Annotated in this window: 20 protein-coding genes; 11 read left to right on the forward strand and 9 right to left on the reverse strand. The window is 57.2% G+C overall.

Annotated elements, in window-relative coordinates:
• The first annotated feature begins 97 nt into the window (after positions 1-97).
• The 6 genes from NP603_RS11920 to NP603_RS11945 all read left to right on the forward strand — a co-directional run bounded on the left by NP603_RS11920 (position 98) and on the right by NP603_RS11945 (position 3,889).
• Positions 98-460: a hypothetical protein gene (locus NP603_RS11920; RefSeq protein WP_256611104.1), complete on the forward strand. Its 363-nt coding sequence runs from the start codon at positions 98-100 to the stop codon at positions 458-460.
• A gap of 279 nt (positions 461-739) precedes the next feature.
• Positions 740-1,066 (forward strand): cold shock domain-containing protein, encoded by a 327-nt coding sequence (locus tag NP603_RS11925; protein ID WP_256611105.1) that lies wholly within the window; start codon positions 740-742, stop codon positions 1,064-1,066.
• Positions 1,067-1,116: 50 nt separating this feature from the next.
• A complete protein-coding gene (locus NP603_RS11930; protein ID WP_256611106.1) occupies positions 1,117-1,752 on the forward strand; it encodes a DedA family protein in 636 nt (211 codons plus the stop codon).
• Positions 1,753-1,776: 24 nt separating this feature from the next.
• Positions 1,777-2,844: an AI-2E family transporter gene (locus NP603_RS11935; protein ID WP_256611107.1), complete on the forward strand. Its 1,068-nt coding sequence runs from the start codon at positions 1,777-1,779 to the stop codon at positions 2,842-2,844.
• 29 nt (positions 2,845-2,873) lie between these two features.
• Positions 2,874-3,626, forward strand: coding sequence for a DUF3530 family protein (locus tag NP603_RS11940; protein WP_256611108.1), 753 nt, complete (start codon positions 2,874-2,876; stop codon positions 3,624-3,626).
• 23 nt (positions 3,627-3,649) lie between these two features.
• Positions 3,650-3,889, forward strand: coding sequence for a TIGR02647 family protein (locus tag NP603_RS11945; RefSeq protein ID WP_256611109.1), 240 nt, complete (start codon positions 3,650-3,652; stop codon positions 3,887-3,889).
• Here the strand turns inward: NP603_RS11945 and NP603_RS11950 are convergent.
• Positions 3,886-4,251, reverse strand: a complete 366-nt coding sequence (locus tag NP603_RS11950; protein ID WP_256611110.1) for a DUF6164 family protein — start codon at positions 4,249-4,251, stop codon at positions 3,886-3,888. The genes NP603_RS11945 and NP603_RS11950 overlap by 4 nt on opposite strands.
• 123 nt (positions 4,252-4,374) lie before the next feature.
• Here NP603_RS11950 and NP603_RS11955 point away from each other — a divergent pair, with 123 nt between their 5' ends.
• Positions 4,375-6,054 carry an ATP-binding SpoIIE family protein phosphatase gene (locus tag NP603_RS11955; protein WP_256611111.1) on the forward strand — a complete coding sequence of 560 codons (1,680 nt, stop codon included), beginning with the start codon at positions 4,375-4,377 and terminating at the stop codon, positions 6,052-6,054.
• 10 nt (positions 6,055-6,064) lie between these two features.
• Here the strand turns inward: NP603_RS11955 and mutM are convergent, their stop codons facing one another.
• The 4 genes from mutM to NP603_RS11975 are packed head-to-tail and all read right to left on the reverse strand — an operon-like array spanning position 6,065 to position 9,186.
• Positions 6,065-6,880, reverse strand: coding sequence for a bifunctional DNA-formamidopyrimidine glycosylase/DNA-(apurinic or apyrimidinic site) lyase (mutM, locus tag NP603_RS11960; protein WP_256611112.1), 816 nt, complete (start codon positions 6,878-6,880; stop codon positions 6,065-6,067).
• A 9-nt stretch (positions 6,881-6,889) separates the two neighbouring features.
• Positions 6,890-7,513 carry a high frequency lysogenization protein HflD gene (gene hflD, locus NP603_RS11965; RefSeq protein WP_256611113.1) on the reverse strand — a complete coding sequence of 208 codons (624 nt, stop codon included), beginning with the start codon at positions 7,511-7,513 and terminating at the stop codon, positions 6,890-6,892.
• A gap of 1 nt (position 7,514) precedes the next feature.
• Entirely contained in the window at positions 7,515-7,952 is a 438-nt protein-coding gene (locus tag NP603_RS11970) for a rhodanese-like domain-containing protein (RefSeq protein WP_256611114.1), read from the reverse strand.
• A 28-nt stretch (positions 7,953-7,980) separates the two neighbouring features.
• On the reverse strand, positions 7,981-9,186 hold the full coding sequence (locus tag NP603_RS11975; RefSeq protein WP_256611115.1) for an EAL and HDOD domain-containing protein: 1,206 nt from the start codon (positions 9,184-9,186) through the stop codon (positions 7,981-7,983).
• 119 nt (positions 9,187-9,305) lie between these two features.
• On the opposite strand from NP603_RS11975, the gene NP603_RS11980 reads away from it, so the two are divergent.
• Both NP603_RS11980 and NP603_RS11985 read left to right on the forward strand, forming a co-directional pair.
• On the forward strand, positions 9,306-9,515 hold the full coding sequence (locus NP603_RS11980; protein ID WP_256611116.1) for a heavy-metal-associated domain-containing protein: 210 nt from the start codon (positions 9,306-9,308) through the stop codon (positions 9,513-9,515).
• A 48-nt stretch (positions 9,516-9,563) separates the two neighbouring features.
• Positions 9,564-11,822, forward strand: a complete 2,259-nt coding sequence (locus NP603_RS11985) for a heavy metal translocating P-type ATPase (protein ID WP_256611117.1) — start codon at positions 9,564-9,566, stop codon at positions 11,820-11,822.
• Between the two features lie 52 nt (positions 11,823-11,874).
• Here NP603_RS11985 and NP603_RS11990 read toward each other — a convergent pair whose 3' ends face one another.
• The 4 genes from NP603_RS11990 to NP603_RS12005 are packed head-to-tail and all read right to left on the reverse strand — an operon-like array spanning position 11,875 to position 16,049.
• Positions 11,875-13,491, reverse strand: coding sequence for a methyl-accepting chemotaxis protein (locus NP603_RS11990; RefSeq protein WP_256611118.1), 1,617 nt, complete (start codon positions 13,489-13,491; stop codon positions 11,875-11,877).
• 12 nt (positions 13,492-13,503) lie between these two features.
• Positions 13,504-14,082 (reverse strand): hypothetical protein, encoded by a 579-nt coding sequence (locus NP603_RS11995; RefSeq protein WP_256611119.1) that lies wholly within the window; start codon positions 14,080-14,082, stop codon positions 13,504-13,506.
• Positions 14,083-14,091: 9 nt separating this feature from the next.
• The gene (locus tag NP603_RS12000) at positions 14,092-14,592 is read right to left on the reverse strand and encodes a multiheme c-type cytochrome (protein ID WP_256611120.1); all 501 of its coding nucleotides are present in this window, start codon (positions 14,590-14,592) and stop codon (positions 14,092-14,094) included.
• Positions 14,593-14,594: 2 nt separating this feature from the next.
• Positions 14,595-16,049, reverse strand: a complete 1,455-nt coding sequence (locus NP603_RS12005; protein WP_256611121.1) for a putative porin — start codon at positions 16,047-16,049, stop codon at positions 14,595-14,597.
• Between the two features lie 204 nt (positions 16,050-16,253).
• Between NP603_RS12005 and NP603_RS12010 the strand changes: the two genes are divergently transcribed.
• Both NP603_RS12010 and NP603_RS12015 read left to right on the forward strand, forming a co-directional pair.
• Complete coding sequence (locus tag NP603_RS12010; RefSeq protein WP_256611122.1) at positions 16,254-17,192, forward strand: Gfo/Idh/MocA family protein; 939 nt, start codon at positions 16,254-16,256, stop codon at positions 17,190-17,192.
• A 12-nt stretch (positions 17,193-17,204) separates the two neighbouring features.
• Positions 17,205-18,302, forward strand: a complete 1,098-nt coding sequence (locus NP603_RS12015; RefSeq protein WP_256611123.1) for a DegT/DnrJ/EryC1/StrS family aminotransferase — start codon at positions 17,205-17,207, stop codon at positions 18,300-18,302.
• The last annotated feature ends 42 nt before the right edge of the window (positions 18,303-18,344 follow it).

Raw genomic sequence — 18,344 nt, forward strand, 5'->3', positions numbered from 1 at the left:
AACCGGCGCATTGCTGCTACCGGCCATTTAGCTTAGAATCCGGGGCCTGAGGTTTCGGATTTGCTTTGAAAATAACTACAAACAGAGGAGAGCAACAATGGGCGAAATACAAAAAGCTATGATCGCTGTGGTGGGTGTGTTCGTGGTCGGTTTCATTCTGGTGGGCGCCAGCAAGGAGCAAAGCAACGAAGAGAAGGAAGCCGCGTCGCAGATCCGATCCTTGGTAGCCATGCAGGAAATGGCCAACCAAAAATGCCCGAAATTGATTCAAAACAAAACCGGCACCCAGGTGTATTTCCCGTCCAAGACCGATACCGACAAAGCCACTTACGTGACGATGGAGTGGGTGGGCGAGCCGGGTTCCAACTTTAAAACCGCATCCTGCACGCTGCATTTGTCGCTGGGCGGCGTATCGAAGTTGGTCATCGACGATAAAGTCTTGATCGACAAGAAAATTTAAGTGCGGACGGCGTTTATGCGTTTTTGCGTAAACGCCGTTTCCGTATCGGCCGGTTCCGCGTGGTTTTTTGCCGAAGCGGGGCCGTCTTACAACTTGCAAGCTGCGAATTTGCTAGTCTTTCGCCCCTATTCCAGTTCCGCGCGTTCGGCCGGATCGATCCGATTTAACCGAATTGTCGCGCATTTCGTCCAAAATACGGGCGACGTTAGCCTGATCCTTGCTGCAGCCGCAGCCGAGTTCCATACTTAGTCCCGTTCGCAATTTAAGAGGTGAATCGATATGGCGGATAACACCGTCCACAAAGGTATTTTAAAAACCTGGAAAGACGATAGAGGTTTTGGCTTTATTCAGCCGGATGGCGGCGATAAAGACATTTTTATCCATATTTCATCGCTGAAAGGTATGGCGCGGCGGCCACAGCGCGGCGATGTGATTGTCTACCGCGTAGCTCGGGAAGCCGACGGCAAGTTGAAAGCGGTAGATGCCAGCATCGAAGGCGTGGCCTATCAGGCTACGCCATCCAAGCCCGTTAAAATCTGGCGTTGGCTGGTAGCGCTGTTGCTGGGTTTGATCAGCGCCGCGGCCGCGGCTTATTTCTACCGGTAATACGGCCTGCCGGCCCACGACCGCATTTTTTAGGATTCCAGGCATAACAGATGGATTGGCTACATTATCTGCTCGACGTTTTGTTACACATCGATAAACATCTGGCCGAATTGATCGGCGAATACGGCGTGGTCACCTATGCGATTTTGTTCGCCGTGATCTTCGTCGAAACGGGTTTTGTGGTAATGCCGTTTCTGCCCGGCGATTCCTTGTTGTTTGCCGCCGGTGCCTTTGTCGCGGTGGATGCGCTTAATCTACCGACATTGCTGGCGGTGATGAGCGTTGCCGCTGTGTTGGGCGACACGGTCAATTATTGGGTCGGGCGTAGCGTCGGTAAGCGCGCTTACTCGTTGAGTTGGGTTAACCGGCAGCATCTGGAACGGGCGCAAACCTTTTACGAAACTTACGGCGCCAAAACCATTGTGCTAGCGCGTTTCGTGCCGATTGTTCGCACATTTGCGCCGTTCGTCGCCGGCATCGGCCAGATGCCGTACGGTTATTTCTTCCTGTACAACGTTGCCGGTGGCTTGGCCTGGGTCTTGATTTGCGTGTTTGCCGGTTTTTTCTTTGGCAACATTCCGGTCATCAAACAAAATTTCGAGCTGGCGATTCTGGCCATTGTGCTGATGTCGATCACACCTATTGCAATCGAGCTCTGGAAAGCGCGCAGACAGCCCGAAAATTGAATTCAGCGGAGAAACGGTGTGGAGATGAGCGATTCGCAGAAGTGGTTGGTATTGGCTTTCGTCGCCGGTTTCGGTGGCTTGCTCTATTTGTTGGCACCGGTATTGATGCCGTTTGCGGTCGCCGCAATTCTGGCTTATCTGGGCGACCCCCTGGTCGACCGTCTGGAAACCCTGCAATGGCGCGGTTGGTGCCTCAATCGCACGCTGGCCGTGATCGTGGTGTTTTCCGGCATCATCTTTACCATCGCTGCCTTGCTGGTCGTGATCATTCCTGCGCTCGAGTACCAGATCGGCGAGTTCATCGATAAATTGCCGTCTTACTTGAATTGGATCAACAAGGCTGTCATTCCGGATCTGCAGAAATACTTCGGCCGCAGTATACGTCCGCTACGGGAAGAGCAATTACTGAACATGATCCGGAACCACTGGCAAAACGGCGGCGTCGGCGAAAACCTGCTCGAATCGGTGTCGCATTCCGGCGCGGTGTTGATCGGTTGGGTCATGAATCTGGTGTTGATTCCGGTCATCACCTTTTATCTGCTGCGCGATTGGGACGAATTGGTCAGAAGAATCCACGATTTGTTTCCGCGCCGCGCGGCCGGCACCGTGGCGAAACTGGCCGCGGAAGCCGACGACGTGTTGGGTGCCTTCATGCGCGGTCAGTTTTACGTGATGCTGGCGTTGGGAGGCATCTACAGTTTCGGTTTGTGGCTGGTCGATCTGGAATTGGCTCTGGTCATCGGCATGATGGCCGGCTTGGTCAGTTTCGTGCCCTATATGGGAGCGATCACCGGCATCGTGTTTGCGTGTATGTCGGCCTTGCTGCAATTTCAGGATGCGATGCACTTGGTGCCGGTAGTTGCCGTGTTTGCCGTCGGCCAAAGCATCGAAGGCATGTTGCTGACACCCTGGCTGGTCGGTAACAAGATCGGCCTGCACCCGGTCGCGGTGATGTTTGCGGTCATGGCCGGCGGCCGTTTGTTCGGGTTTTTGGGGGTGTTGCTGGCTTTGCCGGTGGCATCGGTGGTGATGGTGCTGCTGCGCCATATCCACGAGCGTTACACTTTCAGCGGTTTCTACAGCAACGGTTAGCTGCGGTGCGCTTCGGGTCGGCGTTCGCAATGTTCTGCCTGGCAGCGGCGTTGCCGGCCGCGGCCGGCGACCAACGTCGGGAACAGGATTACGCCGAACAAATTCAACGCCAATTAACTGACGGCCGCGCGGTGTGGCTGCAGACTGAGCGGCAGCCTTTTCTGGGGCTTTATAGCGACGCCGAAAAAACCGATAACCGCGATGCGGCTATCGTATTGCACGACATGGGCGGCCATCCCGACCAAGGCCCGGTGGTTCGCGGGCTACGTTCGACATTGCCGAAACACGGTTGGGCGGTGTTATCGTTGCAAATGCCGGTTCTGGAAATCGGCGCCAGCCTCGACGATTACTTTATCGTGTTCGATGAAGCCGCGACGCGAATCGATGCGGGAGTGGCTTATTTGCAGCAGGGTGGTGCCAAACGGATCGCCGTCGTCGGTTACGGCGTCGGCGCCGCGATGGCGCTTTATCGGCTCAGCGCCAAACCGGACGGCGTAATGGCGTTCGCCGCCGTTAGCCTGCCGGTCGCCGATGACCGCCTGCCGCAGGCGCAGAGTCTGGAGCAGATCAAACGGATCGGCTTACCGTTTCTGGATGTTTACGCCGAATTCGATCTGCCGTCCGTATTAGACACTGCCCGGCAGCGGCGCATGGCCGGCAAGGATAATCCGGTGTACCGGCAAATCCGCCTCGACGGCGAGGGGCATGCTTATCTACAAAACGACAATCTGCTGGTAAAGCGGATTTATGCTTGGCTGACCATAACAGCCAACGAAAAATAACCATAACAACAGGGGGAATGCCAATGTTATTTAACGATGAACTGGCCGCGGAAATCCGATTTTTATCGCTGTTCAATTTGGCCAGCGCGCAAGAAGGCGTCAAGGTGCACGGTAATGCCGATCCGGAAATGATCGAAGCCGCCCGCCGCCTGTATGGCAAGGCCTTGATTTCCCAAGCCGACGGCGGTTATTTGACCGATTTGGGAATCGAAGCCGCTGAACATGTGCAACGGGCGTTGACGATTCTGACCACCGCGCCTTAAAGGCCCAGATCGAACAGCCATTTCAGCGATACGAAACCGACTAATCCGACCAATATGACCAAACCGAGAAACCGTAGCGGCCTGGTAAGGTTGTGCCGCCAGAATCCGAGTACTTCGCCGCTGCTTTTCAGGGCTTGGTAATGCGCCCGTTGGGTGAGGGCGCGCTGGGTCTGGTAGCGGTCGAATAATTCGCTCGCCGCCGGCAGATCCTCTGCGCGGTAAAGCCAGATTGCCGGTAGCGACGTACCCCAGGTGCCGGCCGAGGTTTCGTAGAATTCGATACCGTTATCGGCCAGCAGTTGCCGGACGTCCTCGATTTCGTCGGCCGGGACGCCGCGGAGTGAAAAAAATAATATCGCCATGGTTGCAGGGGCCGTGGTTAGGGGCTGCCATTATAAGCCAGCGAGAAACAGTGGCTGGTAGCGAATGGCGGAAGTTCCGCCGAGTGGGCTGCAGCGCAACGATTCGTTCGATTTTCGCCGAGAATGCAAATAGCAATCGTCTTTTTCCGGGACGCCGACGCCGACGCCGACGCGGAGGCCGATAATTTACAAAGCCTGCTGACCGGCCAAGGCTACGCCTGTCGGCCGGCGACATCGGTCGAGGCGGCTTTGGCGCTGGTCGAGTCGGGCCCGGCCGATCTATTGCTCGTCAGTTGCCGCGATTGGCCTTGGCGGCGAATGGTAGAGCTTCGCGAGGCGGCCGACAGCTATCTGCCTATCATCCGCATCAGCGAATCGATCGACGATGCCGTGCTGCAGCAGTGCGCCGCCGCGGACGTCGATACGGTCTTGTTCAGGCCGGTCAATTTCGGTTTGTTGTTGTTCAAAATTAGGTCTGCGCTACGCTTGCGCGAGTTATACCGGCGCGAGCGCGAGCAGAAAAACCAGTTATTGGGCTACTGGCAGACGGCCGACCTCGAGCACGAAGTGGCCGCCAAGTTGTTTAACAGCGTACTGAAAGCCGATTTCCTGGAAACCGAGGCAGTTGCCGTCTCTATGTCGCCGATGGCCTTGTTCAACGGCGATTTGGTGCTGGTGGCGAAAACCCCGGAGGACCATCTGCACCTGCTGTTGGGCGATTTCACCGGCCACGGTTTGGCGGCGTCGATTGCCGCGGCGCCGTTGGCGGACATGTTTTACGGTATGACCCGCAAAGGCTTCGATATCGAAGAAATCGTCGCGGAGATTAACGCTAAGCTGTATCGGATGCTGCCGCCCAACCGCTTCCTGGCGGCGACGTTGGTCGCGCTGTACCCCGAGGAATCGACGCTGAAAACCATCGCCTGCGGTTTGCCGGACCATTATCTGGTTAACCGTGTCGACCGCAGTTACCGTACGATTTCGTCCACCAATATACCGCTCGGGATCCAGGCCGCGATCCAGCCCAATCCGCAACGGCACCGGGTCGGCGAGCACGAAAGCTTATATCTTTTGACCGACGGCGTTTTCGAAGCGGAAAACGCGCGAGGCGAACTATTCGGTGCCGACCGGGTGTTGCAGGCCATACTGCAAAGTCCGGGCGGCGACTTCGATTTGCTGCAAAGCCGGTTGGCGGAACATACCGGCGGCGCGGTGCGGAAAGACGACAACACGATGGCGATTCTGCATTGTGCGGTCGACAGCGTACCTTGGAGTTGCAGTCGGGATCGCGCCTCCGGCCATAAATTGGCGGCGATGACCTGGAAACAGATGATGGAGTTCGATATCGATAGTTTACGCTGCACCAACCCGGTCCCGGTGATCGTCAACACCTTGCTGGAGATGCAGGGCTTGCAGGGCCATCGCCAGGCGATATTCTTGATCGTCAACGAATTGTTCGCCAACGCTCTGGACCATGGCGTGCTGCAGTTGGATTCGGCCGGCAAGGATAGTCCGGAGGGCTTTCTTCGTTTCTACGACTTGAAACAGCAACGTCTGCAAACTCAGGCCCACGGCAGAATCCGGTTGTTTTTCGCTCATTATCCCACCGAAGCCGGCGGTCGGTTGATCGTTAAGGTTGCCGACAGCGGCAGGGGATTCGACTGGCGCCGCCGCCGCGCCGAATTGCAACACAATTCCGGATACAGCGGCCGCGGAATTCCGTTGCTGGAAAAACTGTGCACCCGCCTGGAGTACCGCGGTTGCGGCAACCGGGTTACGGCCGTGTTCGACTGGCAGGCTTGAACAAGTCCAATCAGCGTTGGCAGCGGCCGCAGTAATAACTGGCGCGTTGGCCGATTTTCAAGTGTTGGACCGGCTCGGCACAGGTCCGGCAAGGCTCGCCGCCGCGGCCGTAGACTGCCAGAGCCTGTTTGAAATAGCCGGGTTTGCCCTCGGCGTTGGTGAAGTCGCGTAGCGTAGTGCCGCCTTGTTCGATGGCTTTGCTCAGCACGGTCTTGATCGCCGCCACCAGCCGTTCGAATTCTTCGCGGTGCAAACTTCCGGACTCGCGGGTGGGCAGCACGCCGGCCAGAAACAACGATTCGCTGGCGTAAATGTTGCCGACGCCGACCACGATATGGCTGTCCATGATCAGGCTTTTGATGCAGGCGATCCTTTGGCCCGCGCGCCGTTGCAGGTATTGCGCATCGAACTCGGCCGATAGCGGTTCCGGCCCCAGTTCCGCCAGTAGCGGATGCTGCATCGGATCTGCGGAAGTCCACAGCGCCGCGCCGAATTTGCGCGGGTCGTTGAACCTGAGCACCGTGTCGTCGGCGAAAACGAAATCGAGATGGTCGTGTTTGCCCGGAATTTGTTGCGGACTGGTGATCCGCAAATTGCCGGACATACCCAGATGCAAAATCAGAGTCCCGGCCTCGGCGCCGAGCAACAGATATTTGCCGCGGCGCTCGACCGCCCGCAGGCGTTGGCCGGTCAGCACCTCGGCCAGTTCGGCCGCTACCGGCCAGCGCAGCCGCGACTCGCGAACCTCGACCGCCTTGAACGTCTTGCCCAGAATATGCGGCGCAATGCCGCGCCTGCTGGTTTCGACCTCGGGTAATTCCGGCATCGCCGCGCTTCAGATTTGGGTTAACAGGAATTGGGCTTCGTGGCGGATTTTCTGCCGGGCCAACAGCAATTTCCAGCGGCTGCCGCCGCATTGGCGCCACAAGTGAGCGGAGCGGATGCCTGCCAGCAGCACGGCGCGAATTTTGTTGACCGTACCTTGGTTGCCCAAATGTTGCGGATCGCCCTGGACCATGATCCGCGGCTGTAGCGTGCTGATCGTGCTGTGGTAGACGTCGGCCAGATTGGCCAGCACATTTTCGTGCAGTACGCCGAAATGCTCAGCCTGGGCCTGAGCCCGGCTGATGCCGGCCCGAATGCTGTCCAACATGTCCGGCTTGCCGGCCAGCCGCTTTTGCAGGTAGACCAATTGCGCGGCATAACGCGCTTGTTCCGGATTCGCCAGCGTCCGGCTGCCCAACTGGGTCTGCAATTGCTCCAGGCCGTGGCGGATGCCGGCAAGGCCGCCGTAAACGTCGGTGACGCTGTCCGAGTCAATTTTCAACAGGCTGCCGATACTGGCTTCCAAGGCCCCGCTTTGGCAGGCGCCGGCCGTTGCCAGTTGCTGCACCAGCGAACAGGCCTGAGCGATACCTGCCAAGGCGATAGTCTGGTTGGTGATCGTGTAAAGCGACATATCAGTTGCAGGTGCTGGCCAGGCAATCCGGCGCAACCGGCCGGCCGGAACGGATCCAGGATTGGATACCGTTGTTCAAATGGTACACTTTATTCATGCCGGGCTGTTCGCTGAGCATTTTGCCGACTTTGGCGCTACGGTTGCCGGAGCGGCATACCAGGACCACCGGTTGGTCGGGCGAGGTTTTCAATTTTTCCAATTCGGCCAGCCATTTTTCCTGGTCGAATTTGCCGTCGGCATCGAACGATTGCAGCTTGTAGCTGCCCGGAATCAGCCCGGTGGCCTGCCATTCCTGCGGCGTGCGGATGTCTACCACCAGCGCGTTTTGGTTTTGTTGTATCGCGCCGAGTTGTTCGGTATCGAGTTCGCCGAGTTCCGCGGCGTGTACGCCGGCGGATAACAAGGCGGCCAGGCAGAAAAAGGGTAATTTGCGTTTCATAGTCGATCTTTACCAGTCAAATGAAGTTTTATCCGGCCAGTAACGGCGATATGTGCGTCGCCCACCAGTCGATACTTTCCAAATAAATGTTGGCGATGCGCTCCGGCGCGATGTTGCGGTAGGTGCTCAGACCCGGCTCCCAGCGTTCGTAGGCGACACAGAATTTCAAAGTTTCGCCGGCGGGGCCCCGATGGTGCAGCACGGCGTCGTTGACCTCCTGTGTCAGTGGCAATTGTTCCAGCAATTTCGGCAAAGGCGAATCCATTAGGCTATCCAGGCCGGATAGCATGCCGATCAAAAAATAATGTTCGCTCTCATCGTTAGCTTCCCTGGCCAGCAGCTCGCACATTTTGGCCCGGATCAGCACGTTTTGCAGCACCGACGACGGTTTGTCCGATAATGCCGACAAGGTCAGGATGTTGATCCAGCGCTTGATTTCGACCAGGCCCAAACAGACCACGGCGTGCTGGATCGACTCGATTTTTCGGGGCAGCGCAAAAAATGCCGAGTTCAGATAATGCAGCAACTTGAAACTCATGCTGACGTCCTGGGAGACGATACCGCTGATTTCGGCGAAACTGACGTCGGGTTTGTTGACGGTAGCCAGCAACTGCAACGCTGCGCTCTGGCTGACGCCGAGGCGTTTACCTTCCACCAGATTGGGTTTGCTGAAGAAAAAACCCTGGAACAATTCGCAGCCCCAATCGCGCAGGGTTTGGAATTGGTCATGGGTTTCGACCTTTTCCGCCAGCAAGGTCAATTTATATGGCCTGAGCTGGTCGATCAGTTTGCGAGTGGCGTCCAGCGTGCCGGCCATCACGTCGATTTTGATGATGTCGGCGAATTCGAGCAGCGGCAGCCATTCCGGCGCCAACACGAAGTCGTCCAGCGCCAGGGTATAACCCAGCTGCGACAGTTCCTTGAGATTGGCGACGATCTCGGCGTCGACGACCACGCTTTCCAACACTTCCACCACGATGCGATCTTTCGGCAGATGCAACGGGACCTTGTCCAGAATGTTCTGGGTTGTGAAGTTGATGAAGGCTTTGTGCGGGCCGACCAGCTCGTTCAGGCCGATTTCCAGTAACGTATCGCTGATGACTTGCTTGGTGGCGTTGGCAGCACCATCTTTTAAGTTCAAGTCGAAATCGGTACCGCGGAACAGAATTTCGTAAGCGAAGGTATTCAGTTGCCGGTCTAGTATCTGCTGCCGGCCAATCAGAAAATCTGTCATTTATTTACGGGCTCCCGATCATTGCTCTATGATGCTACTACGCTCCGCCTTTTATCATGTAAGTCGAGATTTAGTCGAGATCAAGGCGGGGCGAGTCTCTACCAATCACAGGAGGAACAATGTCCGAATCAGCAACGTTAACGGTCACCGGCATGAAATGCGGCGGTTGCGAAAATACTATCGTCACAAAAGTGTCGGCTTTGCCCGGAGTCAAATCGGTCAAGGCATCGCACCAGGATAAACAGGTCGACGTTGAATTCGATCCGGACCTCGCCAGTCTCGACCAGATCGAAGACACCATCGTCGACGCCGGTTTCAAGGTCGAATAAATTTTGCCGCGGGCAGCAGGCGACGCTGCCGGCGTTCGAGGAGGCACGATGACAGACGCCCGATACGAAGAAATCAGCCAAAACCAAGAGATTCGCCTGTCGATATTGGGCATGCGCTGCGCCGGTTGCGTCAGCGCCGTCGAAACCGCCTTGCAAGGCGTGGCGGGAGTGGCTTCGGTCGCCGTTAATTTTGCCGACCATTCCGCGACAGTGGTGGGCAATCCCGATCGGCAGACGATGAAGCAGGCTTTGAAGGACGCCGGTTACGACGCGGCGGTGATGGAAGGCCTGGAAGACCCGGCGGAAGAGGAAGCTCAGGAAGAACAACGTTACCGCGATTTGATGCGCAAAGCGGCCGTCGCCGGCGCGTTGGGTCTGCCGTTGATGCTGGGAGCCCATATCGACCTGTTCCCGGCGATGGGCACATCAGCCGGTACGGTGTTTTGGTCGGAAGTCGCGCTATTGACCCTGGCGGTGTTGTATTACTCCGGCGGCCATTTTTTCCATAGCGCGTTAAAGTTGCTGGCCGTGAAGCAGGCCAACATGGACACCTTGATTGCGTTGGGTACCGGCTCTGCCTGGTTTTATTCCTGCATCGTCATCGACTATTCCGCGCAATTGCCGTCTTTGTCGGCGCACGCTTATTTCGAAGCCTCGGCCGTGATTCTGGCCTTCATCAACCTGGGCAGCGCCCTGGAAACCCGGGCGCGCGGCAAGACTTCGGCGGCGATCAGGGCCTTGATCGGCTTGCAGCCGCGCACGGCCAGAGTTTTGCGCGACGGCAAAGAGAGTGATGTGCCGATAGAAGAGGTTGGCCTCGGCGAAACCTTGCGGGTGCGGCCTGGAGAAAAGATCGCGGTAGACGGTACCGTGGTGGAAGGCCATTCCAGCGTCGACGAATCGATGCTCACCGGCGAATCAATGCCGGTCGAGAAAAACGTCGGCGACAGCGTTGCCGCCGGCTCGATCAACGGTCACGGCAGTTTTTTGTTCACGGCCACTCATATCGGCCGCGACACGGCACTGGCGCATATCATTCAAAGCGTACGCCAGGCGCAAAACAGCAAGCCGGCCATCGCCAGACTGGCCGATAAAATTTCGGCAGTATTCGTGCCGACGGTGGTGGCGATTTCTGTTCTGACCTTTCTTATCTGGCTGGCGATCGGTCCGGAGCCGGCCTTCGGTTATGCCTTTGTCACCTCGATGACGGTGTTGGTAATCGCCTGCCCTTGCGCGTTGGGTTTGGCAACGCCGATTTCGGTCATGGTTGCTGTCGGCCGTGCGGCGCAAACCGGGATTTTGATCCGTAAGGGCGAAGCCCTGCAGACGGCCGGCAAACTGACCTGTCTGATTCTGGATAAAACCGGCACGGTGACTGCCGGCAAACCGGCCTTGGCCGAGGTGATGGCGTTCGGCGAGTACGACCAAGCCCAGGTGTTGCAACTCGCGGCTAGTCTGGAATCCGGCTCAGAACACCCGTTGGCGGCAGCGATTTTGGCTGCGGCCGAACAGCGTTCGCTAGCCTTGGAAAAAGTCAGACGCTTCCAGGCTGTGGCGGGACACGGCGTAACCGGCCGGATCGGCGAGCGGCAATGGCTGTTCGGCAACGCCGCATTAATGGCCGAGCACGGGGTCGATACCGCCGTGTGCCGGGATAAGCTGGCGGAATTGGCCGGAAAAGGCCAGACGCCGATGATGTTGGCGGTAGAGCAGACCGTAGTAGGCGTGGTTTCGGTGGCCGATCCGATCAAACCCGATTCGGCTCAGGCCGTGCTGGAATTGAAACGCCGCGGGGTCCGGGTGCTGATGGTGACCGGCGATAACGAAATTACCGCGAAGGCCATCGCTGCCCAGGCCGGTATCGACGAATTTCGGGCGCAGGTCTTGCCGGTCGACAAAGCCGAAACGGTCAAGGCGTTGCAGCAGCAGGGCGAGTTGGTCGGTATGGTCGGCGACGGTATCAACGATGCACCGGCGCTGGCCCAGGCCAATGTCGGCTTTGCCATGGGCGCCGGTACCGACGTAGCGATCGAGAGCGCCGACATTGTCTTGCTGCAAGGGTCCTTGCTGAAAATTACGGAGGCGATTGCGCTATCGCAATTGACGGTCGCCAACATTAAGCAGAATCTGTTCGGAGCCTTCATCTACAACACCATCGGCATTCCGGTTGCGGCCGGCTTGTTGTATCCGATGTTCGGCATCTTGCTGAATCCGATGATCGCCGGCGCGGCGATGGCGATGTCCTCGGTTACCGTGGTCAGCAACGCCAACCGGTTGCGCTGGATCAAATTGGACCGAGGCAGTTAAGGTTCGCGTCAATAGCCGTTAACGCCGCCCGCGCCGGGCGGCGGAGCGTCGGTTACAATCTGAATTGGGAAATGGCTTTTTGCAGGTTGCCGGCGATATCCTGCAAATGATGAGCTTCGCGGGCGGTTTGTTCGGCGTCGGCCGTATTGTTGACCGTGGCTTCGTTAATTGCGATCACATTCTGGTTGATGTGTTCGACTACGATCTTCTGTTCCTTCACCGCATCGGATATGTGCGCATTCATCTCCGAGATGCGTTCCACCATCGCCGAGATGTCGTCCAGCAGCGTTCCGGTGCTTTCGATCACCGCGACGGTTTCCTTGGTATGGGTCTGGCTCTCCGTCATCGCCTTGACTGCTTGGCGGGAGCCTTGTTGCAGCTTTTCGATCATCGCCTGGATTTCGTGGGTGGATTCCTGGGTACGGCTGGCCAGGGTGCGGACCTCATCCGCCACGACGGCGAAGCCGCGGCCCTGCTCGCCGGCGCGGGCCGCTTCGATGGCGGCGTTCAAGGCCAACAGGTTGGTCTGGTCGGCAATGCTTTGAATCACGTCCAACACCGAACTGACGTTGACGCAGTCGTGTTCGACGCTGCCGATCACCTGGCTGGCGCGGTCGATGTTGTTGGACAGCGCGTGGATCGAATGTACGGTGCGGGTAACGACCGCCTTGCCGTTATTGGCTGCCTGGCTGCTTTGTTGGGCGGTTTGCGCGGCGTCGTGGGTGTTGTTCGATACTTCGGTGACCGTGGCGGACAACTCGGTCACCGTGGTCGCGACCTGGTTGGCGCCCATTTGCGATTTGAAAATGTCCTGTTGTACCCGTTCCGACATTTGGCTAAGCCGGTTGGACGAACTGGTCAGTTGCTCGGACTCCATGGCCACCTGCCGCATCAGGCCGTGCAACATGCTGAGAAATTCGTTGAACAGTTTGACGATGCTGCCGATTTCGTCGCGGCCTTCGTGTGGAATCCGTCGGGTCAGGTCGCCGCCGCCCTGTTTCATGACTTCCAACGATTTTTGCAGTGCGTTTAGCGGCGGTTCGATTTTGAAGTACAGCAGCGCCAAACAGGTAACGACGAACAGCAATAGTGCGATCGAAAAGGCGATACGCGATGCGCTGTATTCATGCAAGGACGTGCTTAGCTTTTGTTTGGCAAGGGCTAATTCCCGATCCAGTTGATCGGTTAATGTCGACAGCTCCATGGTCAGGCTTTCCGCCGTGTCGTCCAATCCGACGACCGGGGCCTTCATCGTCGCAGTACCCGCTTCGTTGCCGAGCTTGATATAGTCCCAGCCCATTTTTACGCCGGCGTCGTACATGGTCCGGATTTTGGTTTTCAACTCGTCCGCTTTCGTTTGCAAATTCGGTTGCAATCTGGCGGCCTCGTCCAGGTTTCTGAAGGCTTCGGCCAGATTTTGCTCGGCGTCGGCGAAACCGTCTTCGGTATGCGTCGCGCCGACATCGGTCAAAAATTGTTGAATCTGCACCACGTGAAAACGGACGTGCGATAGCGCATCGGAAGTGTCTTGTTTTTTGGTGGTGTCGGTAAGGCTGTCGTCGATACTGGAGAACGCAATCCACAGCGAGGCTAAGAACAACAGGTTAGCTGCAAACAGCGCTAAGGCGATGTAAGTCAGTGCGGTTTTGATTGTCAGGTCTTTGAGCATAAAGTTGGTTGGTTATTTATCGAGTTTTTCCAGTTCCGCCACCAAATTGGCCATGGCGGCGATGGCATCGTGCTGGCTTGCCGACAAGTCATTGCCGCTATTTAGCGCGCACAAACCGATCTGCCGGTTTAGTTCGGCGATCAGGCGCTGGCGCCGGTCGCGGCGGTCGCGCAACTTGCCGACCATTGTCGCGAACGATTGGGCCAATTCCTGAAGCTGGTCGTTTTCGCGCAGGTTGGTGACGGTATCCAGCTTGCCTTCGCCGACCTCGCGGCACAGGGTTTCGAAGCGGTACAGCGGACCGGCGATTTTGTGCGATCCGTACAGCACTCCGGCCACCGCAATCGCGCCGGCCATCACGATGGCGACGACGTTGCCGATCATGATCGAGATGCCCAGCCGTTCCGCAGCGTTGACGATATTGGCGTGGGCCGATTGCGCCTGGGCTTGCAGGTCGCCCCCGGTCATCCAGTAAATCAACAGCGCCGAGCACAGGCCGGACAACAGGATCAGCGCAAAGGCGCCGAGGATGAAGCGGCCCTGGAACTCTTTTTTGATGAAGATTTGGCGGCGTTGTACGGTATTGTTCATGGTTGAGCCTTAGTTGACGTTGTGACAGGTTAAACACAGCTCGCCGTCGCTATTGTTACGGCGCAGTAAAAAGCTTTTGCGCAAGCGTTCCGAATTCATCAGTTTGTCCATGAAGCTGTGGCTGGCTTGCGGCCGGTCGCTGTCCAACTTGCCGTGGGTATAGTGGCAAGTCAGGCAGGTAATATCGTTTTCCTCATTCAGCGGCAGGTCCGCCGGTACCGGAAAATCGATGTTCAATCCCACCTTATGGCCTTGGTTGGGATTGTGGCAGGAGGCGCACATTGCCACGCCGTCGAGTTTGAAGGCGCTTTGGTCAAGCGTCAGGTTTTTGCTGGACAGCACGTTGTCGTCTTTCAGTTCCGGCTGCGACAGGTGGCAAACGGCGCAATCCGATTGCATGTTTTGCCGGGAAACGGCATGCGGATTGTCGCTCGCCGTGGATGCAACGTGGCCGTAAAACAACAGGCCGGCGCCGGCGGCGATCAGCAGTAGCGTGGTTGATTTTTTCATGGCTAGAACGACATTACGATTTGGGCAATACCGAGTTTGCGGTCGAAGTAGCGTTCCGCCGTTTCGGTGCCAAGCGAATCGTCGTATTCGAACTTGACCTGCAAGTGGTCGCTGAATTTGTAATTGAAGCCCAGGCTAAGCATCGATAGGTCGTTGATTGCGACGGTGCTGCCGTCGAAGTCCAGCCCCAGGTTTTGCGAAGGCTGCCAACGGCTGTAACGGGCGAAGGCGATGACCGGCATTTTCGCCAGGCTTTCCAGATCCAGCGTCAACGTCGAGTGGTAACCCAACTGGTGGCCCTTACCGAATGGATTGTTGTTCGGGCCGACCACGATGATCGGCAGTGGGTTGCCGTCGCCATCCTGGTCCAGAAATACCTGCTGGTGCGCGTTCAGCAGCATGAATTCGTTTTGCAAGCGCCAGATACCGTAGCCGACGGCCAGGTCGGCGCCGTAGACGGTATTGCGAATCCGATTTTCGCCGTCCAGCTCGCTCAAATGCGAAATGCCGAGTTCGATGCCTTCCGGGTGGGCGTCGTGGATCTTATAGGCGTTTTGGCCCAAGGCCACACCCAGTCGGCCACCGATGGTATGGCCGTCGTTGGCATACAAGGCATCGGTCCAGAATACTGAATAGTTGAACCAGTCGAAGTTACCATAGGAACGCAAGCCGTCGGCGTTGTAGCCGCCCAATTGCATGCGCGACGTGGTCAGCGGTGCGGTCACGGTGACCCGGTCCTTGTTGGCGAAGTTTTGGTAATCGCTGCCGAACGGCAAGTCGAAACGGCCGGCCTGGATATGCAGGCCTTTATTGTTGAAAATGCGGCCACGTGGCGGGATGCGGTCATTGAACAGATGGTAGTCGACCAAGGCGACGGCGATGCCTGCCATCGTGCTACCGCCGCTCAATGCGCCGGGACCGCTGTTGCCGCAAAACACCGCCCCCGGCGCACCGTAGTCGGCATTTGACGAGTTGCCGCACAGCACCAAGGCCGAGCTGGCACCGAAGTGATCGTCGTGAACGTAGTCCAGGTCCAGTTCCACCGAGCCGACGCTGAAGGTTTGGTCGGTGGAATTGCCGGTCTTGGCGTTGATGTCGAAGAATCCGCTCATGACCAAGCCGTTGGCTTCAGCTGCTTCCTTTAATTCCGCTACCTTTTTGTCCAACGCTTTCAGCTTGCTGTCGACCGACGGTTCCGCCTTGGTGGACGCCACGGTTTTTTCCGGTGCGGCAGGCTGCTTGGCTGCCAGCACCTGCGTTGTGTTAACCGCCGAAGTCAGTGCCTGTTCCAGTTGTCGGACCCGGGCTTCGAGCTGCTCGATTTTCCGGTCCTTTTCCTGCAGCATGCCTTGCACGATTTTACGGATATGCTCGTCGTCGGCTGACGTGGCGTGGGCGTAAGGCTGTGCTAAACAACTCAACACCGCTAAAAAATATTTATGTTTGGTCGGCAGCATCAGTTTTTACTTGTGTAAGAAAAGGATTACATTTTCGTTTCGAAAGCCAAGGTTAGATGTGTTTTCCAGTAATGCAAGAGAAAGCGCCGGCAGTTTGGCAAGCTGCTTATTCGTGTCCCATTCTGGTGATACAATGGCCGGCTTTTTATGCCCGGCGGCGTGTGGTTGACGGCCGGGAAACCGCGAATCGTGCTTAGGTCGTCTATGAGTAAATTGAAATGTGCCGTAATAGGCGCCGGATATTTGGGGAAGTTTCATGCGGAAAAATATGCATCGTTAAAAAACTGCGAACTGGTGGCTGTCGTCGACATCAACGAAGAGGCGGCGCGCCAGGTCGCCGAAAAGCACGGCACCCAGGCTTTGACCGATTACCGTGCTTTGCTCGGCCAAATCGATGCGGTCAGCATCGTGGTACCTACCAGCTACCACCACAGCGTATCCAAGGATTTTTTGCAGGCCGGCACTCACGTTCTGGTGGAAAAACCAATTACGGTGACCGTCGAAGAAGCCGACGAATTGATCGCAATCGCCAAGGAGCGCAATGTGATTCTGCAAGTCGGCCATCTGGAACGTTTCAATCCGGCCGTGCGCGGACTGGAGACCTTGGAAGAAAAGCCGCTGTTCATCGAATCGCACCGTTTGTCGCCATTCAATCCCCGCGCCAACGACGTCAGCGTGGTGTTGGATCTGATGATTCATGATATAGACATCATCCTGGCCTTAGTCAATTCCGAGATCGAAAAAATCGATGCCAGCGGTACCGCGGTATTGACTCAGGGTACCGACATCGCCAACGCCCGCATCACTTTTAAAAACGGCTGCGTCGCCAACGTTACCGCCAGCCGGATCAGCATGAAAATGGAGCGCAAGATGCGCATGTTCCGCCCCAGTTCCTACGTCTCGGTCGATTTTCAGAATCGGGTGCTGGTCAAGCATAACACCGGCGACAAGGAGATGTTTCCGGGCATCCCGGAAATCGTCACAGAGGAACTGACTTTCGAGAGCGGCGACGCGCTGCTGGAAGAAATCAAACATTTTGTCAATTGCATCCAAACCGGCGAAAATCCGCTGGTTCCCGGCGAAGCCGGCCGCAAGGCGCTGGCTACCGCGATCGAAATCACCAAATTCTTAACCCATCGCTAAAGGGCGGCCACTATGATCCCGATGGTCAATTTGCAAGCGCAATATGCGGAAATCCAAGATGAAATCGTCGGCGGTTTCAGCGAAACCCTGAACAATTGCGCATTCATTCTGGGGCCTAACGTGCAGGCGTTCGAGAAAGAGGCGGCCGAGTATTTGGGCGTCAAACACGCCATCGGTTGTGCCTCCGGCACCGACGCCTTGCATCTGGCCCTGCTGGCCGAGGGCATCGGCGCCGGCGACGAAGTCATCACCAGCGCCTTTACCTTCATCGCCACGGCCGAAGCGATCAAATACGTCGGCGCGACGCCGGTGTTCGTCGACATCGATCCGGGTAGCTTCAACATCACGCCGGAAAATATCGAAAAAGCCATCACCGCCAAAACCAAGGCGGTGATGCCGGTGCACCTGTTCGGCCAGCCGGCCGACTTGCCGGCGATCAAGGCCATCTGCGATAAGCATGGCCTGAAACTGATAGAAGACTGCGCTCAATCCTTCGGCGCTACGGTTTACAACAAGCAGACCGGCAGTTTCGGCAATGCCGCCGGTTTCAGCTTTTTTCCGAGCAAGAATCTGGGCTGCTTCGGCGACGGCGGCTTGGTCACAACCGATTGCGATGCGACCGCGGCCAAGGTTAAACAATACCGCAACCACGGCTCGGAAGTGCGTTATTACCACGATGTGGTCGGTTACAACAGTCGGCTGGACGAATTGCAGGCCGTAGTACTGCGTGCCAAGTTGAAGCGCATCGACCAATATAACGCTGCCCGCCGCCATGCCGCACACCTGTACTCCGAGCTGCTGGCCGATCTGCCGTTAGCCACGCCTTACGAAGACGGCATCGGCGTGCACGTCTACCACCAATACACCTTGCTGTGCGACCGCCGCGACGAGGTCATGAAAGCCTTGCAGGAGCAACAGATCGCGAGCGCGATTTATTACCCGGTGCCGCTGCATCAGCAAAACGTGTTCAAGGCCGAATGCGCCGGCGTGTCGTTGCCGATAACCGAATCGGTGGCGGCGCGCTGCATGTCGTTGCCGATTTGCGCCAACCTGAGCGACGACAACGTTCGCAAAATCGCCGGCGTGATCCGCGGCGTATTTCAAGCCTAACCTTCAAATAATCCAGGGCGGACACTGCGCCGAGCGGTCCGC

The sequence above is a fragment of the Methylomonas aurea genome (assembly GCF_024505045.1).
GTDB lineage: Bacteria > Pseudomonadota > Gammaproteobacteria > Methylococcales > Methylomonadaceae > Methylomonas > Methylomonas aurea.